Annotated in this window: 13 protein-coding genes and 2 pseudogenes; 6 read left to right on the top strand and 9 right to left on the bottom strand. The window is 56.7% G+C overall.

The features are described from left to right. Positions 1-3 precede the first annotated feature (3 nt). On the bottom strand, positions 4-591 hold the full coding sequence (locus tag ACLI1Q_RS08825) for a hypothetical protein (protein ID WP_239269755.1): 588 nt from the start codon (positions 589-591) through the stop codon (positions 4-6). Positions 592-746: 155 nt separating this feature from the next. Between ACLI1Q_RS08825 and ACLI1Q_RS08820 the strand changes: the two genes are divergently transcribed. Next, positions 747-1,835: an alkene reductase gene (locus tag ACLI1Q_RS08820; protein WP_239269754.1), complete on the top strand. Its 1,089-nt coding sequence runs from the start codon at positions 747-749 to the stop codon at positions 1,833-1,835. A gap of 126 nt (positions 1,836-1,961) precedes the next feature. Here ACLI1Q_RS08820 and ACLI1Q_RS08815 read toward each other — a convergent pair whose 3' ends face one another. After that, the gene (locus tag ACLI1Q_RS08815) at positions 1,962-3,662 is read right to left on the bottom strand and encodes an alkaline phosphatase D family protein (protein ID WP_239269753.1); all 1,701 of its coding nucleotides are present in this window, start codon (positions 3,660-3,662) and stop codon (positions 1,962-1,964) included. Between the two features lie 145 nt (positions 3,663-3,807). On the opposite strand from ACLI1Q_RS08815, the gene ACLI1Q_RS08810 reads away from it, so the two are divergent. The 3 genes and pseudogenes from ACLI1Q_RS08810 to ACLI1Q_RS08800 all read left to right on the top strand — a co-directional run bounded on the left by ACLI1Q_RS08810 (position 3,808) and on the right by ACLI1Q_RS08800 (position 7,539). Then, positions 3,808-4,602, top strand: coding sequence for a serine hydrolase domain-containing protein (locus ACLI1Q_RS08810; protein WP_239269752.1), 795 nt, complete (start codon positions 3,808-3,810; stop codon positions 4,600-4,602). Positions 4,603-5,398: 796 nt separating this feature from the next. Then, positions 5,399-5,812 carry a hypothetical protein gene (locus ACLI1Q_RS08805; RefSeq protein ID WP_239269751.1) on the top strand — a complete coding sequence of 138 codons (414 nt, stop codon included), beginning with the start codon at positions 5,399-5,401 and terminating at the stop codon, positions 5,810-5,812. Between the two features lie 247 nt (positions 5,813-6,059). Continuing rightward, positions 6,060-7,539: pseudogene (locus ACLI1Q_RS08800) on the top strand (IS1634 family transposase). 38 nt (positions 7,540-7,577) lie between these two features. Here ACLI1Q_RS08800 and ACLI1Q_RS08795 read toward each other — a convergent pair. Then, positions 7,578-7,718 (bottom strand): hypothetical protein, encoded by a 141-nt coding sequence (locus ACLI1Q_RS08795; protein ID WP_239269708.1) that lies wholly within the window; start codon positions 7,716-7,718, stop codon positions 7,578-7,580. Positions 7,719-8,034: 316 nt separating this feature from the next. On the opposite strand from ACLI1Q_RS08795, the gene ACLI1Q_RS08790 reads away from it, so the two are divergent. After that, positions 8,035-8,472, top strand: coding sequence for a hypothetical protein (locus tag ACLI1Q_RS08790; protein WP_239269709.1), 438 nt, complete (start codon positions 8,035-8,037; stop codon positions 8,470-8,472). A 40-nt stretch (positions 8,473-8,512) separates the two neighbouring features. Here the strand turns inward: ACLI1Q_RS08790 and ACLI1Q_RS08785 are convergent, their stop codons facing one another. Continuing rightward, positions 8,513-8,884, bottom strand: a complete 372-nt coding sequence (locus ACLI1Q_RS08785) for a hypothetical protein (protein ID WP_239269710.1) — start codon at positions 8,882-8,884, stop codon at positions 8,513-8,515. Between the two features lie 134 nt (positions 8,885-9,018). After that, complete coding sequence (locus ACLI1Q_RS08780; RefSeq protein ID WP_349819893.1) at positions 9,019-9,225, bottom strand: PadR family transcriptional regulator; 207 nt, start codon at positions 9,223-9,225, stop codon at positions 9,019-9,021. A 29-nt stretch (positions 9,226-9,254) separates the two neighbouring features. Between ACLI1Q_RS08780 and ACLI1Q_RS08775 the strand changes: the two are divergent. After that, a pseudogene (locus tag ACLI1Q_RS08775) lies at positions 9,255-10,472 on the top strand (IS3 family transposase). A gap of 3 nt (positions 10,473-10,475) precedes the next feature. Here ACLI1Q_RS08775 and ACLI1Q_RS08770 read toward each other — a convergent pair. The 4 genes from ACLI1Q_RS08770 to aceE form a co-directional block, all read right to left on the bottom strand. Next, positions 10,476-10,916 (bottom strand): hypothetical protein, encoded by a 441-nt coding sequence (locus ACLI1Q_RS08770; RefSeq protein ID WP_284772322.1) that lies wholly within the window; start codon positions 10,914-10,916, stop codon positions 10,476-10,478. A 245-nt stretch (positions 10,917-11,161) separates the two neighbouring features. Then, positions 11,162-11,950, bottom strand: a complete 789-nt coding sequence (locus tag ACLI1Q_RS08765) for an HAD-IIA family hydrolase (RefSeq protein WP_239269712.1) — start codon at positions 11,948-11,950, stop codon at positions 11,162-11,164. Then, positions 11,947-12,246 (bottom strand): acyl carrier protein, encoded by a 300-nt coding sequence (locus ACLI1Q_RS08760; RefSeq protein WP_411696956.1) that lies wholly within the window; start codon positions 12,244-12,246, stop codon positions 11,947-11,949. The genes ACLI1Q_RS08765 and ACLI1Q_RS08760 overlap by 4 nt, the downstream gene beginning before the upstream one ends. Positions 12,247-12,399: 153 nt before the next feature. Continuing rightward, positions 12,400-15,144 carry a pyruvate dehydrogenase (acetyl-transferring), homodimeric type gene (gene aceE, locus ACLI1Q_RS08755; RefSeq protein ID WP_239269714.1) on the bottom strand — a complete coding sequence of 915 codons (2,745 nt, stop codon included), beginning with the start codon at positions 15,142-15,144 and terminating at the stop codon, positions 12,400-12,402. Positions 15,145-15,427 lie beyond the last annotated feature (283 nt).

The following is a 15,427-nucleotide window of genomic DNA, read 5'->3' as shown; positions in this document are numbered from 1 at the left end:
TCGCTAGTGCAAACCGCCGTATACCTCGAGGCGGTCGGGCCAACGGCGATCGTTCTTCTCGTCTTGGTAGGTGACTCTTAAGCTATTGTCTCCGTCTTTTCCGCATATGAGTGCGCGACCATCTGATCCAATAAAACAGTGAAGATCATAGGTCTTACCGGTGGTGGGGCTGGCGACGGAAATCTCGGAGCTATACGCGCCGTTGGCCTTCGGATCGGACTGCCGGAATGGATAGGAGTGCTTGATCGCTTCATCGAAAATAGCACCGGTAAATTCGCAGGATGTATGCTCGCCGGCTTCGATGGTGTCTCCCTGGTTGGTATATCCGCAGTCGCCGCCAATTTTCCCAGCGTAAAGCGTGTGATTTCCAGCTGGGGGAGCGTCATCATTCGAGCCGGCATCGCCATGTTCGGCGCCTTCTTTATCGCCTTTTTCCGCGGTGGAGTCTGGAGAATTCTCCATGGTTTCCGTCACGGTCGTAGGGGCCGTGGAAGCCTCGCTGGGCACAAAAGCAGGTTCGGGTTCGGCAGAATCGGAATCATCGGAGGTACCGCAGGCGCTCAGCATGGTAAGGGACAAGGCGGCAAGCATTAAGGAAGTGTGGCGTTTCAACATCATAAGAACGGGTAAAAATCGGCGGTGTGAACGGTGAAAACTTTAGCACTTAAACCAGCATCTAGCTGTGGATTTATAGAAAGCAGGCCACAGGGTGGAACAAATTTGATACCCGGGCTGTTTCAGTAGACATGACATCATTATTTACACCTTTGGAACTTGGCCGTTATACGTTGAATAACCGCGTGACCATGGCACCGCTGACTCGTCAGCGTGCAGGTCACAGCGGTGTGCCCGGCGAGTTGCACAAAAAGTATTATTCCCAGCGCGCTAGCGCTGGTCTCGTGGTGACGGAGGGAACCTTCCCCGCATGGACCAACCGCGCGTTCCCGGGTCAGGCGGGAATCGTCGATGATGAGCAGGCGGCCGGTTGGCGCGAGGTAGCCAACGAAGTGCACGACAAGGGCGGCGTCTTGTTCATGCAGATCATGCACGGCGGCCGCACCAGCCACCCGGATCTTATTGATGGCGCCCAAGCAGAAGCCCCCAGCGCGCTGGATTGGGACGGCCAGGTTCGCGGCTTTGCCGGCAAGATGGATGCACCGGTACCGCGCGCACTAGAAGCCGATGAGCTCCCGCGCATCGTTGAGGAATTCCGGGCCGCCGCACGCCGGGCCGTCGACGCGGGCGTTGATGGTGTAGAGATTCACAACGCGAATGGCTACCTGCTGCACGAATTCATGGCACCGTCTGCCAACCAGCGCGACGATGAATTTGGTGGCAGCCCAGAAAACCGGTGGCGCCTGCCAGAGATGGTCATTCGTGCTGTCGTAGATGAAATTGGTGCTGACCGCGTGGGCGTGCGTTTCTCCCCGGCCCACGTTGTACAAGGCATTGTTGAAGATGACGAGGCGGATATGTTGGCCACCTACGGCGGACTTTTGGACGCCATTGCCCCGCTGAACCTGGCTTATGTCTCCTTCCTGCACGCCGAGCCGGAAGGCGAGCTCATCTCGGCCTTGGCAAAGAAGGCTCGTGCCAATGGCGAAACCAAGGTCCTGATGAATGATGGTTTCGGCACTGTCACCACCAAGGAAGATGCCGAGCGCGAGCTGAAGTTGGACCACGTGGATGCCGTTGTCGTGGGCCGTCAGCTCATTGCTAACCCGGACTTGGTACGCCGGTGGGAAGAAGGCCTGGCCCTTAATGAGCCAGATCAGGCCACGTTCTACGTCGGCGGCGAGCGCGGCTACATTGATTATGAAACTGCCGCGGACTAACGCGTAGTCCGCGGCAGGTAGGGGGGGGAGAGCGCGAGTGATAGAGAGTGAAATATCCCAGAGAGGATCTTTCACTCTCTATATCGAACGTGAACCTAGCGAGCGTTAACAACTGCCCGCTTAATATTAAGAACTAAATCCCTCATCCGGGCGCCATGTCAGCGTGACGGCTTCGTTTACTGCTGCGGTGGGGTTGAGTAGATCCTCAACGCGCAGCCAGTGCATTTCCGCAGAATCCGGGCGGATGGTGACATAGCTATATCCGTGGTGATCGAGGTTTACGTGGCGTGTATGGGGGTTTGCCTCCAAAAGGTAGCGCTCTGCCAACTTGGAAAGCTCGTTGTCCTCGGGAAGATGGAGCTGTTCGTTGACATTGGGGGCGGAGACAGAGGAGCACACCATTTCGGCTCCGAAGATGCGCCCATCCTTGCTGATATTGTGTGCCCATTCGGAGTGAATATCCCCGGTAACAAAGAGGGCGTGGGAGTCGTGCTTGGCAAGGGCATCGATAAGCATCCGGCGTTCTGCCGAATAGCCATCCCATTGGTCGCCGTTGACGGGAATGCCGGTGATATTGGATGACAGTGAGGACGATACGGGTGCCAGTTTGTCGTCGCGCTGCAGGGTAGCCAGGTTCATGGGGGAGAACATGACGGAGTTGCCCAGCATATTCCACGCGGCGGCGGAGGTGTCGATCTTGTTGACCAGCCAGTCGTACTGCTCCGAACCGAGCATGCTTCGCCCCTCGGCGGCCATCCTGGCAGGGCCAAAGAGAATTTGCTTATCGCGGTATGTGCGCAGATCCATCATGGTCAGTTCCACGAGATCGCCAAAGGTCAAACACCGGTAGAGATGGCCATTATCGGATGGATTGCTTGCCCGTACCGGCATCCATTCAAAGTAGGCCTGCATCGCGGCATTGCGGCGATCGATCCAAGCGCCTTCCTTTCCCTCCGTGTGGTTATGGGCGCCGTCCCTCCAAGAATTGTCTGCGGTTTCGTGGTCGTCCCAGACCGCGATCCACGGCAGGGCAGCATGTGCTGCTTGGAGATTTTCATCGGTGCGGTAGCGGCCGAGGCGCGTGCGATAATCTTCCAGTGTCGTAATCTCGTGCGCGGGGTGGTGCAGGCGTACTGGACCGAAACCGGCGTACTCGCGCTGTGGGTATTCGTAAATATAGTCTCCCAGAAAGACCATATAATCTAGTTGCCCGGCTCGTCCGCGCTGTGCGATATCGCCATAGGCTTGAAAGAAGCCGGACTCCCAGTTGGCACAGCTGGCTACACCGAAGGTTAGTTCTTCTGGGGATGCCGTAACCGCCGGTGCGGTTTTGGTACGACCCACGGGGGAGATTCTATCTTGGGCACGAAAGCGGAAGTAATACACGGTTTCTGGTTCGAGGCCGTGAGGATCCACGTGGACCGTGTGGTCTTGTGCGGGATTGGTGGTGACTTCGCCGCGCTTGACGATGTCCCTAAACTCCTCATCCCGCGCAATCTCCCATTCCACGGTGGTAGGCGCGCCTGCACCGGAGCCAGGCATCGCATCTGCATCTGGGGTCACGCGCGTCCACAAGACAACAGAATCTGGAATGGGATCTCCCGAGGCTACCCCGTGCAGGAAGGGGCGTTCACCGAGTGTGGGCTCTACCATGTGCGGTTCTGGGCGCGAGGAGAGGCTGCTTTGTGCATGAGCAGTGCTGGCGTTGGCCGTGCTGGCAGTGGTGGTCAGCGCCAAGGCTGCGCCGACTGTGCCGCTGGTTTGGAGGAATTTGCGGCGGTTGACATGAGACATCTCTGATTGCGTGCTGTGGTTTCTGCTTGTCATATTCATAAGTTTTCTAAGATTGAAAGGGCCTGCAACCGCTCAGACCGCATTACACCAAAAATTCCTTTATCAGTAACCACGGGTTTACCTCCGTACCGATCGGCACGCCTTATTCAGAGGTCGAGAGCACAGTAGGCTGGAAGATATGAGCGAGTTGCAGCAGATAAGTCAATGGCCCGTAGATACCGTGGCCGGAGCATTGATCCACAGCGGTGAGGTGATAGACACGGTAGGCGATACATCGCGCCAATTTCCGGTTGCCTCCGTTACCAAGCTGGTGTCGGCATACGCGGTGATGATGGCCGTGGAGGAAGGCGCGGTGGATTTGAAGCAGCCCGCCGGTCCGGAGGGTTCGACCCTCGAGCATCTGCTCGCGCACGCCTCGGGCGTGAAGTTCGATTCGCGTGAACAACAAAAACCAGTGGGCGAGCGGCGCATCTATTCCTCTGCCGGTTATGAGTGGGCTGCAGAGATCGTTGAAGATGCCACTGGCATCGAATTTGCAGAGTACCTGCGTGAAGGTGCGTGTGAGCCGCTGGGCATGTCCTACACCCACTTAGAGGGTTCGGCTGGGCACGGCTTGGTTTCTACCGCGCAGGATCTCGCGGCATTTGCAGCCGAGATCCAAAACCCGCAGATCTTGCATGTCAGCACTGTGGCCGATATGCGCCGCGTTCACTTTCCTGGTTTGCGCGGCATTGTGCCCGGGTATGGGAGCTTTAAGGATTGCACCTGGGGACTTGGATTTGAGATCCGCGGTGAGAAAGACCACTGGATGGGAGCCCTGCCTGCCGATGCCACCGGGCACTTCGGCATGTCCGGAACCTACCTCTGGCTGGCCGGCGACTACGCCATGGTGGCATTGACAGACCGAGATTTTGGTGATTGGGCAAAGCCACTGTGGAATGAAACCAATACAAAGATCTGGAAGGCGCTGTAAGGGGCTCCGTCGCAGATTTTCCTTAATAGGAAAAACGAGAAAAGCTCCCCATTCCAGTGGAGTGGGGAGCTTAAAGCTGCTCTTTTTAGAACACCTGCAGACCGAGGCCTTCGAGGAACATGGCGAACTGGGTGAAGATGCCGTCAACGAGGGAGAGAATCTGGAATCCGAGAGCAGAAGAAAGATCAAACATAGGGGGTTCCTTTCAATAGGGAGAATTCAAACGGGATTGTTTGAATTTATCTCAGCATAAGCAGAGTGCGTGGATCGTGTCAAACTGTTTTTTAACACAAAATAAATGAATATCGACCGCTCTACTGATGGGGGCGTGCGTCTCTTTTTCAAATCAGGGGATGAGAGTGGGGTTGGCGCCTGGCTACCCCCGCCGTGGGTTTACCACTTGGGACTTTTTGGAGAGCTTAGCCCCTAGGGGGACTGGGGTAGTTTTCGGCCGAGGCCCTAGGGGTGAGCGCTATTGGGCAAGTGTTTCCGCAGCTAACTGCCTTGTGAGCGACTCGTACCGGGACGTTGTTTTAGGGAAAGCGGTTCAAGGGGCAAATTTCACTGTTGTAACTTCAATTTCTTTAGTCACTTTAATCACAGTCTGGACTTTGTGTTGAGGTTTAGATCTTGGGGGTTGAAGTGAAAGTTGAGGGTTGTAGAGGGTGGTGTGGCGCAGGAAAATTGGGTGCAGACGCAAAAGACAGTTCGTTGGGGAAGACGAAGCTCGTCTTGCACTGCGCCGCACGCCACGCGTGTGGATAGCAGTGGTGATTTGTCGAGGGAGATATCGGCTATGAATACTTGCGTCAATCCAGTGCCGGTTGATCAACCGGCCTCCAACTACACGTGGCCCAGCCGCAATGGTGCGGCCGTCGTGGTCACTGGTGTGCTGAAAATTTCTGGGATGCCGCGTGCGTTGCGCCCAGAGGTAGAACGCGCCATGGATCGGTGCATTCGCACCGAATCGGAGTTCATCGTCCCAGGCGATGACCCGCTGACCGCCCAGTGGTGTACTCGGTGGTACCGCGACGAGATCTCTATGGAGGCGCTCGTATATGGTGAAGCCGCGGGCGTGGGTGCGGAAAGCGTTGGCATCGGCTGCCGTCAGGTCCTTACTGGAACTGAGGTGGAGCTTGCGGCGTTGGACAGCGCGGTAGGCTACCTTGCCCGGCGCTATGGGTTTAGTGCCACCGTGTGTTCTAGCTAAAACGTACGAGTTAGTTGGCTCGAATGGAATCGGCTCGAGCGAATCCGCACGTGCTCCGGCCGCACGACTTACCCGACTTGGGCCTTTTTGCTGTGAGGTATTGCATATTGACACGTAGACCAGCAGATTCATGGCTACTACGGGTGGAAAGTGTGCGCTAAGGGGGTGGGTTTCGGGGTGGGCGGTTAGATTGATTTTCATGAGCCCGTATATCCGCACCGTGCGCACCGCCTTCGGGTCGACTGCCGTGCAGGTCGTGTACTCGCAGAAACGCGGCGCCAAGACCATGAAACATCTCGGTTCGGCGCACACTGACGAAGATCTTGCACTGCTTTAGGCCTAGGACCAGTGTCTTCTTGACGGCGACCAGGTGAGCCTGGATCTTGGTGTGGACACCACACCCGCCGGCAGCGGATCCGCCGATGCGCCGGTGCCGATTACCTCCGAGCGCGCCGGCCGCCTCCTCGAGGTCATCCGTGCCGCGTACAGCGAGCTGGGTTTCGATGAGGCCACCAGGGATGATCAGGTGTTTTTGACCTCGTCACCGCCCGGATCGTGCAGGCAGGATCGAAGGTCGACAGCATTGAGACACTGGCGGAACTCGGTGTGGCCTTCGCCAGCTACCGCACCATCCAACGACACCTGCCGGCCTACGCCACCGACGACTTCCGCGACCGGCTTACCCAGGCTTGCGCGAACCATGCCGGGATCGGACCCGGTGTCCTGGTTCTTTACGACGTGACTACCGTGTACTTTGAAACCGATGAGGGCGATAAGTTCCGCAAGCCGGGCTTTTCCAAAAACGCAGGCTCGAGCCGCAGATCACCGTCGGCCTGCTGGCGGATGCCCGGGGCTTCCCGCTGGCCGTGGGTGCGTTTGAGGGGAACATGGCTCAAACACGCACCATGTTTCCTATGATCAGAAACGTCCAGGACGCCTACGGCGTGGAAGAGGTCACCGTTGTCGTCGACGCCGGGATGTTCTCTGCCGGCAACAAGGCCTCGATCATCGAGGCCGGCCTGCACTGCATCCTCGGAGTGAAATTCAACGACATCCCCTATCCGGTGGCGCAGTGGCGCAAGAACAACCCCGGCCAGGACTATGAGGACCAGCAGATCTGGACGTGAGCCGACCGGACGGGCCGTGGCCCAGGCGGTGTGCCGCATTCGGTCACCTACTACCGGTACTCCTGGGACAGAGCACGCCGCACGTTGAAGGGTATTGATGAGCAGGTCGCCAAAGCGGAGAAGGCCGTGGCCGGGAAGTTGCCGGTCAAGCGCAACCGGTTCGTGGATCTCAAGGCGCCGAATAAGCAGGTCAACTGGGCGTTGGTGACCAAGAACAAGGCCCTGGCCGAGCTCAAGGGGTACCAGACGTCCCGGGTGGATCTGCCTGCCGAACAGGTGATCCACGCCTACCGGCAGTTGTTGAAGATTTAAGAAGGCGTTTCGGATGTCGAAGTCCGATCTCGAGGCCTGGCCGATCTACCACCACAAGCGGGAATCCATCGAGGCGCACCTAAGTGTGGTGATGGCGGCGATGGCTGTGGGGCATCTGCTGGAGGAGCGCTCGGGGTTGTCGTTGAAGCGGCTGGTGCGGACGTTGCGGAGGTACCGGACCTTCCAGGGCAGGTGGCGGGGCAGACGATCCATGCTGCTTCACCGGTACCTGATGACGTCACGGAACTGCTGGGACGGCTGAGTTCAGGGAACCAAGGTGTGCACTAATATGGCCTAAGTCGGGGTTGAGCAAGCTCCGTGTCTTTTTATTGCTGGGATTTCGCCATTGCTTGTGCAGTGGTGGCCTTAGTTTTGCGGATCCACTTGTGCAGTGTGGCTGGATTGATATCGAATATCCCGCCGATCTTTTGGCGTGCACCGGACTTCGTGGCACCATCTTCGGCCACAGCCTCGCAGTACAAGCCTAACGCGCGCTCACAGGTATCCTGATCGTACTTCGCAACAGTTATGGGCCAAGTATCTCCTATGTAAGTCCATGCCCGTCACAAACCCAGTACCCCTCAGAAAGTGCTTCACACCCATGAAATGGCCGGTTGTACAGCCGACCGCCGTAGAAATCAACCGAATCTCCCCTAAGTGATACCTTCGTATCCTTCACAGAACTAAACATTCTTAAATGACCGCTTCTGTAATAACTTTCCTCAGGGGGCCTTATGGCGAAAGCCCTGATTTCATTGCAAACCGAATCCCAGAAAGTTATCTATGTCACTTCAGAAGTTTTACCGCAAGTCAATCGCAGGTGCCCTAACTGCTTCACTCATCTTCGCTGTTCCGGTGGTTGCTTCAGCCCAGGAGTCCATCTCCACGGCCTCCGTGTCCAACGCGACGGAAACGCGGGAGCGCCCATCACGCACTAATTCCATCGAACGAGTTCCGGTTGAGCAAGTTCAGATCAAGCAGAATTCGGGCACTCCCGAAGCCGAGGAACAGGGAAAGATATCAGCAATAATCAAGGCTGCTCTTGCGGCCCTCAAGAAGATCAATAAAGGGTGGTACAACAAAGTCGTATCTAAAGCCAAAGAAGGAAAGGACGCATTCGTTAATTGGTGGGATGCATCAGTTCCAGCATGGATTAAGAACTTGTTCAGTGGCATAGCTGCGTCTGCTATTTGGGAGTTTATTTCCACCTATATTCTGTAACGGAAACCTTTATGGCCGGGCGCCATGGAAGGCTACCCGGTCATGCTCTTAAGTATCGAGTAAAATCAACCAGCATCCCGAGCGGGATGGCAAGCAGAGGAGTGAATTTCCATAGGGCTTCCATTGTCTCTTGCATACCCTGATTGTGGAAATATACATGTAACATAGCGAATCCTGCGGCTCCCAAAATAAGTCCCACCAATGTGAATAGGTAGTACTTCTGCTGCTCTCGGTCCGGGTAGAGGGCTCGAACGTATGTCTCGGGAGTTCCAAATTCTTCAACCGGTGTTGAGCCTGAATGTTCTAAAGTTTCTTGAACTCTTGCTAGTGTATGCTGCATCTCCGAGGTTGAAACGCTATGCCTTTTCAACTCTTTTGACAATTTCGCCAGATATACGTCGTTTTCGTTCATGCTCTCATCCTTTTCTAAAGTACTTTCATCAGAATCAGTAAGCGTTCTAGTTTTTCTAGCTCTGTTTGGAGAGTTTTTTCTCCTGACATCGTTAAGGAATACACCTTTCTCGCAGCGCCTCTATCGGGAATATCCTACTTGAAAGAGATTAGATTAGCTTCTTCCATGCGTTTCAGCAGTGGATAAATGGTTCCACCCTTGAAGTCACCAAACCCACTTTCACTGAGACGCCTCCGTATTTCATACCCATGCGCAGGCGATGTGCCGACACACGCTAAGACAAATACCGGAAGAAAGGCGCTTACGGTATTGAGGTTACCCTCGTTTAGTGGACACCCGATTAGTGCGGATTTTGTGTCCGTAAGAGAGGATGTTCATTGTGAGTCAACAACGTCAGAAATACACGCCGGAGTACCGGCGTGAAGCCGCGAACCTGGTAATCGAGTCAGAACGCCCGATTGCTCATGTGGCTAAGGAGATTGGTGTCGCACCTGGCCTTTTAGGTCGGTGGGTGAAAAATGAGCGTCAACGCCGAGGATCCTCCGATGGGCTAAGTGAGGCGGATCTTCGTGCTGAGAACGCTCGTCTGCGTCGTGAGCTGGCAGAAGCCAAGATGGATAACGAGTTTTTGTCAAAAGCGACAGCCTTCTTCGCCGCACAGCAACGCGATCAGAAAAGTTCGAATTGATGCAGCAGGAGAAGGCGAATTTCAGTATCAAGCGCATGGCGCGCTTGTTGAAGGTGTCTCGGTCTGGATATTACAAATGGGCCCATATACAGCAGAAACGCTTATCCGGTAATGATGATCGGACATCTTTTTACGATGATGTTGATCGCAAGATTCATCAGATCTGGAAAGACTCCGACGAGGTCTATGGTGCCCCGCGGATTACCGCAGAACTCGCCGAGCGCTACCAGATCAGTGTAAATCGTAAGACTGTGGCCAAGCGGATGCGTCTGATGGGAATTGAAGGGATTTCACCGCGTGCTTTTGTGCCCGTGACAACGATTCAATCTAAACGTAAGTCAAGTCTTCCTGACCTGGTCAAGCGCATGTTTGATGCTGGTGAGCTTAACCGGGTGTGGATGTCAGATATTACTTACCTGCGCACCGGCGAGGGCTGGTTGTACTTATGTGCGGTCCGCGATGGTCATTCCCGCAGGGTACTGGGCTGGGCTATGGATAGCGTGCAAGATACTTCCCTGGTCGAAAGGGCCCTACGGATGGCGCATACACTTCCGCGGTGACGTTCCTGACGGGCTGGTGTTTCACGCCGACCGGGGAACACAATTTACCAGCGAGAAGCTCTGGGAGGTGTGCCGCAACCTGGGCATTGCTCAATCTGTAGGGCGTACCGGGGTGTGCTTCGATAACGCGATGGCCGAGTCGTTCTGGTCGACGCTGAAAACCGAGTTCTACGACCGGAAGCGCTGGCCAACCCGCGATGCTGCCCGCAAGGCCGTTGCCTACTGGATTGAAGTCGTCTACAACCGTCGACGCCGGCATTCCGCTCTCGGGATGGTCAGCCCCGTCGACTTCGAAAACCACACCAGCCTAACCACCAGCAGAAAAGAAATCGCTGCCTAACCACTAGGTAGCTCCACTACGTGTCCACGATTTGCGGGCAACCCCAGACTTACGCGGTCGTTTACGTGCATTGATGTCAGCGACGCCAGCCTCGTGCAACCATTGTGCGATTAAAGCTCGTGACGGTGGTTGGTCGTAGCCGAGTTCGTCGATGAAGAAGTAGAAGATTGACCATGGGCCGCAGTCTTGGCCGCGGGCTTGTAACGTACCGCGAGCTTGCAGGACCTGTTGTCGAATCTTGTCATCGTAGACCCGTCGCGGGTTCAGCGGTGCCGTGCTGTCCGGCACGATGCCAGCCCGCCCGCGTTCGGCGATACGTGCTTTGATGTTGTAGTACGTCTGCTTCGATACGCCGATGTTCTTGCAGAACTGCTGGACCGTGATGCCCTCACGGATGGGGTCGAAATCCGCTATCTTCTTGCGGAGAGTAATGGGAATTGCCATCCCCACATTGTCAAGAAGCCAGAGTCCAAAAAGTCGTTAGACATCCTGTCCATAAACTTCCTGGACTCCGCGTCAAAAACTAACTGGACTCCGAGTCCAAAAAGTCAATGGACTCCGAGTCCAAAAAGTCACTAGACATCACAGTTCTAGCTAAAACGTACGAGTTAGTTGGCTCGAATGGAATCGGCTCGAGCGAATCCACATGTGCCCCGCCGCACGACTTAGGTAGCGCGGCGGGGCATCGCTTAAGATTCCTCGTCGGCGAAGGGATCCATGATCTTATCGGGAATATCTGCAACCGACTTAAACACGGCGGTTGGGCGGTAAGGATAGCGGGAGATTTCGCGGTCATCGGAAATGCCGGAGCGCACCAAAATGGAGCGCATACCTGCTTCTAAGCCCGCCTTCACATCGGTATCCATGCGGTCACCAATCATGATGGTGTTCTCAGAGTGCGCGCCTATGTGGTTGAGCGCTGAGCGCATCATGACAGGATTAGGCTTTCCCACGTAGTAGGGCTCGCGGTGGGTAGCGGCGGTGATCAATGCGGCCACCGCGCCGGTTGCTGGGAGCACGCCCTCGGGAGCAGGACCCGTAACGTCTGGGTTCGTGGCGATGAAGCGGGCGCCATTACGGATGAGGTTGATAGCGGTGGTAATCGCCTCAAAGGAGTAGGTGCGGGTTTCACCAAGGACCACAAAATCGGCGTCATCGTTGGTGAGGATCCAACCGGCCTCGTGCAGCGCAGTAGTCAGACCGGACTCTCCCACGACGTAGGCCTTGCTGGAGCTGGCCTGGGTGGCCAAGAAGTTTGCCGTCGCAGTGGCGGAGGTCCAGATACGCTCGGCCGGAATATCAAGTCCGGTATTGCGTAGCCGTGCCGCCAAGTCGCGCGGGGTGGACATGGAATTATTGGTGAGCACCATGTACTCAATGTCGTTATCTTTCAGCGTTTGAATGAATTTATCAGCGCCGGGGATCATTTCCCCTTCCTTGATGAGTACGCCGTCCATATCGGATAGGTAAGAAATCATTGGTGGTCCTCCAAATAGTCAGCGATATCGCCGATGGTCTCGCAGTTAAGCATTGTTTCCTCAGTAAGCCGTACCTTAAAGAGCTCTTCGGCACGCACGGTGAGCTCTATAAGCTCGAGGGATTCCACGCCGACATCGGAAAGCGCGGTGTCCCTGCCAAGTTCGGCCTCGGTTCCGGTGATTTTGACGATGAGGGCGATGAGCTCGCTCAACGTATCACGAGCCTGGTTTTGGTTCTTATCCGGAGCAGAACCCTGAAACTTTGCCTGCAATTGGGCACTGAGGTCATTTGCCATAGTGACCAGTGTAGTAGCGATTGGTGCGTGACATAGGAGAAATAGGCTCACGCGGTACTGGTTAGGGGGATTGGGTGAAAAATAATTCAGGCGCTTCCAGCATTAAGCCGGAAGCGCCTGAGCTACATCTCCATGGCGGAGGTGCGGGCGATATTACTCGCCGCTATTAGGTGCAGTTGGATCATCCAACTGCAGCTCGGAGGCCGCCTTTTCTACGACGGAGCGCTCAATCTTGCCGTCGCGGGCAAGGCCATCGAGCACGGCGACGACGATGGATTCCGCGTCGTTGTTGAAGAAGCGGCGGGCACCCTCGCGCGTATCGGAGAAGCCGAAGCCGTCTGTGCCCAAGGTGATGTAGGTACCTGGGACGTAGGGGCGAATTTGTTCCTGCAGCTCGGTGGTGAAGTCCGAGACACCAACGAATGGGCCCTCGAAGTCCTTGAGCTGGGAGGTAGCGAATGCCTCGGAAGGCTCCTCGCCCTTGCGCAGCGCTTCCTTATTGCGGCGAGCACCGTCGCGGGCCAGCTCGTTCCAGGAGGTCACGGAGAACAGCGATGCCTTGACATCGTAGTCCTCAGCCAGCATCTTCTGTGCGCGAAGAGCTTCGTGCACGCCAACGCCCGAGGCCAGGATATTGGCCGGGGTGGAACCCTTTTCGGCGGTATTGAAGTGGTAGATGCCCTTGTGCAGACCCTCCACGTCCAAGTTCTCCGGCTCGGCCGGCTGGTGTACCGGCTCGTTGTACACGGTGAGGTAGTACATGACCGGCTCGTTGTCCTCGCCGTACATGCGCTCGATACCGCGGGCTACCAGGTGGGCAACCTCGAAGCCGAAGGCTGGGTCATAAGAAATGACCGCCGGGTTGGTGGCTGCTAAGACAGGGGAGTGGCCATCCATGTGCTGCAGGCCCTCACCGGTCAGGGTGGTGCGGCCGGCGGTAGCACCGATGATAAAGCCGCGGCCCATTTGGTCGCCGGCGGCCCAGAAGGCATCGCCAGTGCGCTGGAAGCCGAACATCGAGTAGAAGATGTACAGCGGGATCATGGCCTCGCCCTGGGTGGCATACGAGGTAGCGGCGGCGGTAAAGGATGCTGCCGCACCGGCCTCAGAAATGCCCTCGTGCATAATTTGGCCATCGGTGGCCTCGCGGTAGGACAACATTAGGTCGTGGTCCACCGGCACGTAGTTCTGGCCGCGCGGGTTCCAGATCTTCATGGTGGGGAACCAAGAGTCCATGCCGAAGGTACGGGCCTCATCCGGGATGATGGGCACGATGCGCTTGCCCAGTTCCTTATTGCGCATGACCTCCTTGAAGGTGCGCACCAAGGCCATGGTGGTAGCGACTTCTTGCTTGCCAGAGCCCTTGCGCACGGAGCGCAGCTTGTCCAAGGAAGGTGCTTCCAATGGGGTGAAGTCCGTGCGACGCTCAGGCAGGAAGCCGCCGAGTTCTTTACGGCGCTCCAACATGTACTTGATCTCCGGGGAGTCCTTGCCCGGGTGGTAGTACGGCGGCAGGTAAGGATCCTTTTCCAGCTCTTCATCGGAGAAGGGAATCTCCTGCTTATCGCGGAAGTTCTTGAGATCCTCCAGCGTCAGCTTCTTCATCTGGTGGGTAGCGTTGCGGCCCTCGAAGTTGTGGCCCAAGCCGTAGCCCTTAATGGTGTGGGCCAAGATGACGGTCGGCTTGCCGGAGCCCTTGTTCTCCAGGGCGCGGGCATACGCTGCGTAGACCTTGCGGTAGTCGTGGCCGCCGCGGCGCAGCGCCCAGATTTCCTCATCGGAGACGTCCTCTACCAGCTTTGCGGTGCGCTCATCGCGGCCGAAGAAGTGCTCGCGCACATAAGCGCCGTCGTTAGCCTTGAAGGTCTGGTAGTCACCGTCAGAGGTGGTGTTCATGACGTTGACGAGGGCACCTTCGGTGTCCTTGTCCAGCAGCTTGTCCCAGCCGCGGCCCCAGATGACCTTGATGACGTCCCAGCCGGCGCCGCGGAAGAAGGACTCCAGCTCTTGGATGATCTGGGTATTACCGCGCACTGGGCCGTCGAGGCGCTGCAGGTTGCAGTTAATCACGAAGGTGAGGTTATCCAGCTCGTACAGCGCAGCGGTTTGCAGCAGGCCGCGGGATTCTGGCTCGTCCATCTCGCCATCGCCCAAGAAGGCCCAGACGTGCTGCTTGGAGGTGTCCTTGATGCCGCGGGTTTCCAGGTACTTATTAAAGCGTGCCTGGTAAATGGCGTTCATCGGGCCAATGCCCATGGACACGGTGGGGAACTCCCAGAACCATGGCATCAGGCGCGGGTGCGGGTAGGAGGGCAGACCCTTGCCTTCACCGAGGGAGACTTCCTGGCGGAAGCCGTCGAGGTCTTCCTCAGAGAGGCGACCTTCCATGTAGGCGCGGGCGTACATGCCCGGGGAGGCGTGACCTTGGAAGAAGACCTGGTCGCCGCCTGAAGGATCGTCCTTGCCCTTGAAGAAGTGGTTGAGGCCAACCTCGTACAGCGGGGCGGCACCCGCGTAGGTGGAGATGTGGCCGCCGACGCCGATGCCGGGGCGCTGTGCGCGGTGCACCATGATGGCAGCGTTCCAGCGGATCCAGCGGCGGTAGCGCTTTTCTAGTTCTTCATCGCCAGGAAATTCCGGCTCCATGTTGGTGGGGATGGTGTTGACGAAGTCCGTCGACGTCAACGAGGGAAGCTCCACGCGCTTGGCGGTGGCGCGCTCCAGAAGGCGCAGCATCAGGTAACGCGCGCGCTCTTGGTCAGAATGGTCCAGCAGACCATCGAGGGAATCCATCCACTCGCGAGTTTCTTCTGGGTCGCTGTCGTGAAGGTACGATGCAACACCATCGCGGATAAGCGGGAAGTTGGAATCGCCCTTGGCGGGGTCCTTCTCGGCCATGTAAACCTCCTAATAAAGGGTCTGCAGAGTTTATCTCCTACGATACGCGTTCCCAGATCACGAGTGGGAGTCTATCCCGGATAAAACGCCGTGCTTGCCGATGCACCCCCTACCACCTGCGGTTTGCTTCCCTCACCCGGTGTGCAAACGTGGGTAGTAGGCCCCTAAACGGCGCTAGTTCTCCCACAAAACAGACGTCGGTGTGAGCAGAAAAGGGCCTGCAAATTGGGGGAAAGGGGTGCTATAGCAAGTAAAAGACGCCCTGGGACGTTAAACTACATGT

The organism is Corynebacterium limaceinasi (assembly GCF_046717465.1).
In the GTDB taxonomy this organism is placed as follows: Bacteria; Actinomycetota; Actinomycetes; order Mycobacteriales; family Mycobacteriaceae; genus Corynebacterium.
Note: the sequence above shows the minus strand (reverse complement) of the source record. Positions and strands in the feature narration are given on the sequence as shown.

Coding starts and splice junctions, on each gene's coding strand:
- ACLI1Q_RS08825 (WP_239269755.1), bottom strand. CDS start 591: ATGCTTGCCGCCTTGTCCCTTACCATGCTGAGCGCCTGCGGTACCTCC.
- ACLI1Q_RS08820 (WP_239269754.1), top strand. CDS start 747: ATGACATCATTATTTACACCTTTGGAACTTGGCCGTTATACGTTGAAT.
- ACLI1Q_RS08815 (WP_239269753.1), bottom strand. CDS start 3,662: ATGACAAGCAGAAACCACAGCACGCAATCAGAGATGTCTCATGTCAAC.
- ACLI1Q_RS08810 (WP_239269752.1), top strand. CDS start 3,808: ATGAGCGAGTTGCAGCAGATAAGTCAATGGCCCGTAGATACCGTGGCC.
- ACLI1Q_RS08805 (WP_239269751.1), top strand. CDS start 5,399: ATGAATACTTGCGTCAATCCAGTGCCGGTTGATCAACCGGCCTCCAAC.
- ACLI1Q_RS08790 (WP_239269709.1), top strand. CDS start 8,035: ATGTCACTTCAGAAGTTTTACCGCAAGTCAATCGCAGGTGCCCTAACT.
- ACLI1Q_RS08785 (WP_239269710.1), bottom strand. CDS start 8,884: ATGAACGAAAACGACGTATATCTGGCGAAATTGTCAAAAGAGTTGAAA.
- ACLI1Q_RS08770 (WP_284772322.1), bottom strand. CDS start 10,916: ATGGCAATTCCCATTACTCTCCGCAAGAAGATAGCGGATTTCGACCCC.
- ACLI1Q_RS08765 (WP_239269712.1), bottom strand. CDS start 11,950: ATGATTTCTTACCTATCCGATATGGACGGCGTACTCATCAAGGAAGGG.
- ACLI1Q_RS08760 (WP_411696956.1), bottom strand. CDS start 12,246: ATGGCAAATGACCTCAGTGCCCAATTGCAGGCAAAGTTTCAGGGTTCT.
- aceE (WP_239269714.1), bottom strand. CDS start 15,144: ATGGCCGAGAAGGACCCCGCCAAGGGCGATTCCAACTTCCCGCTTATC.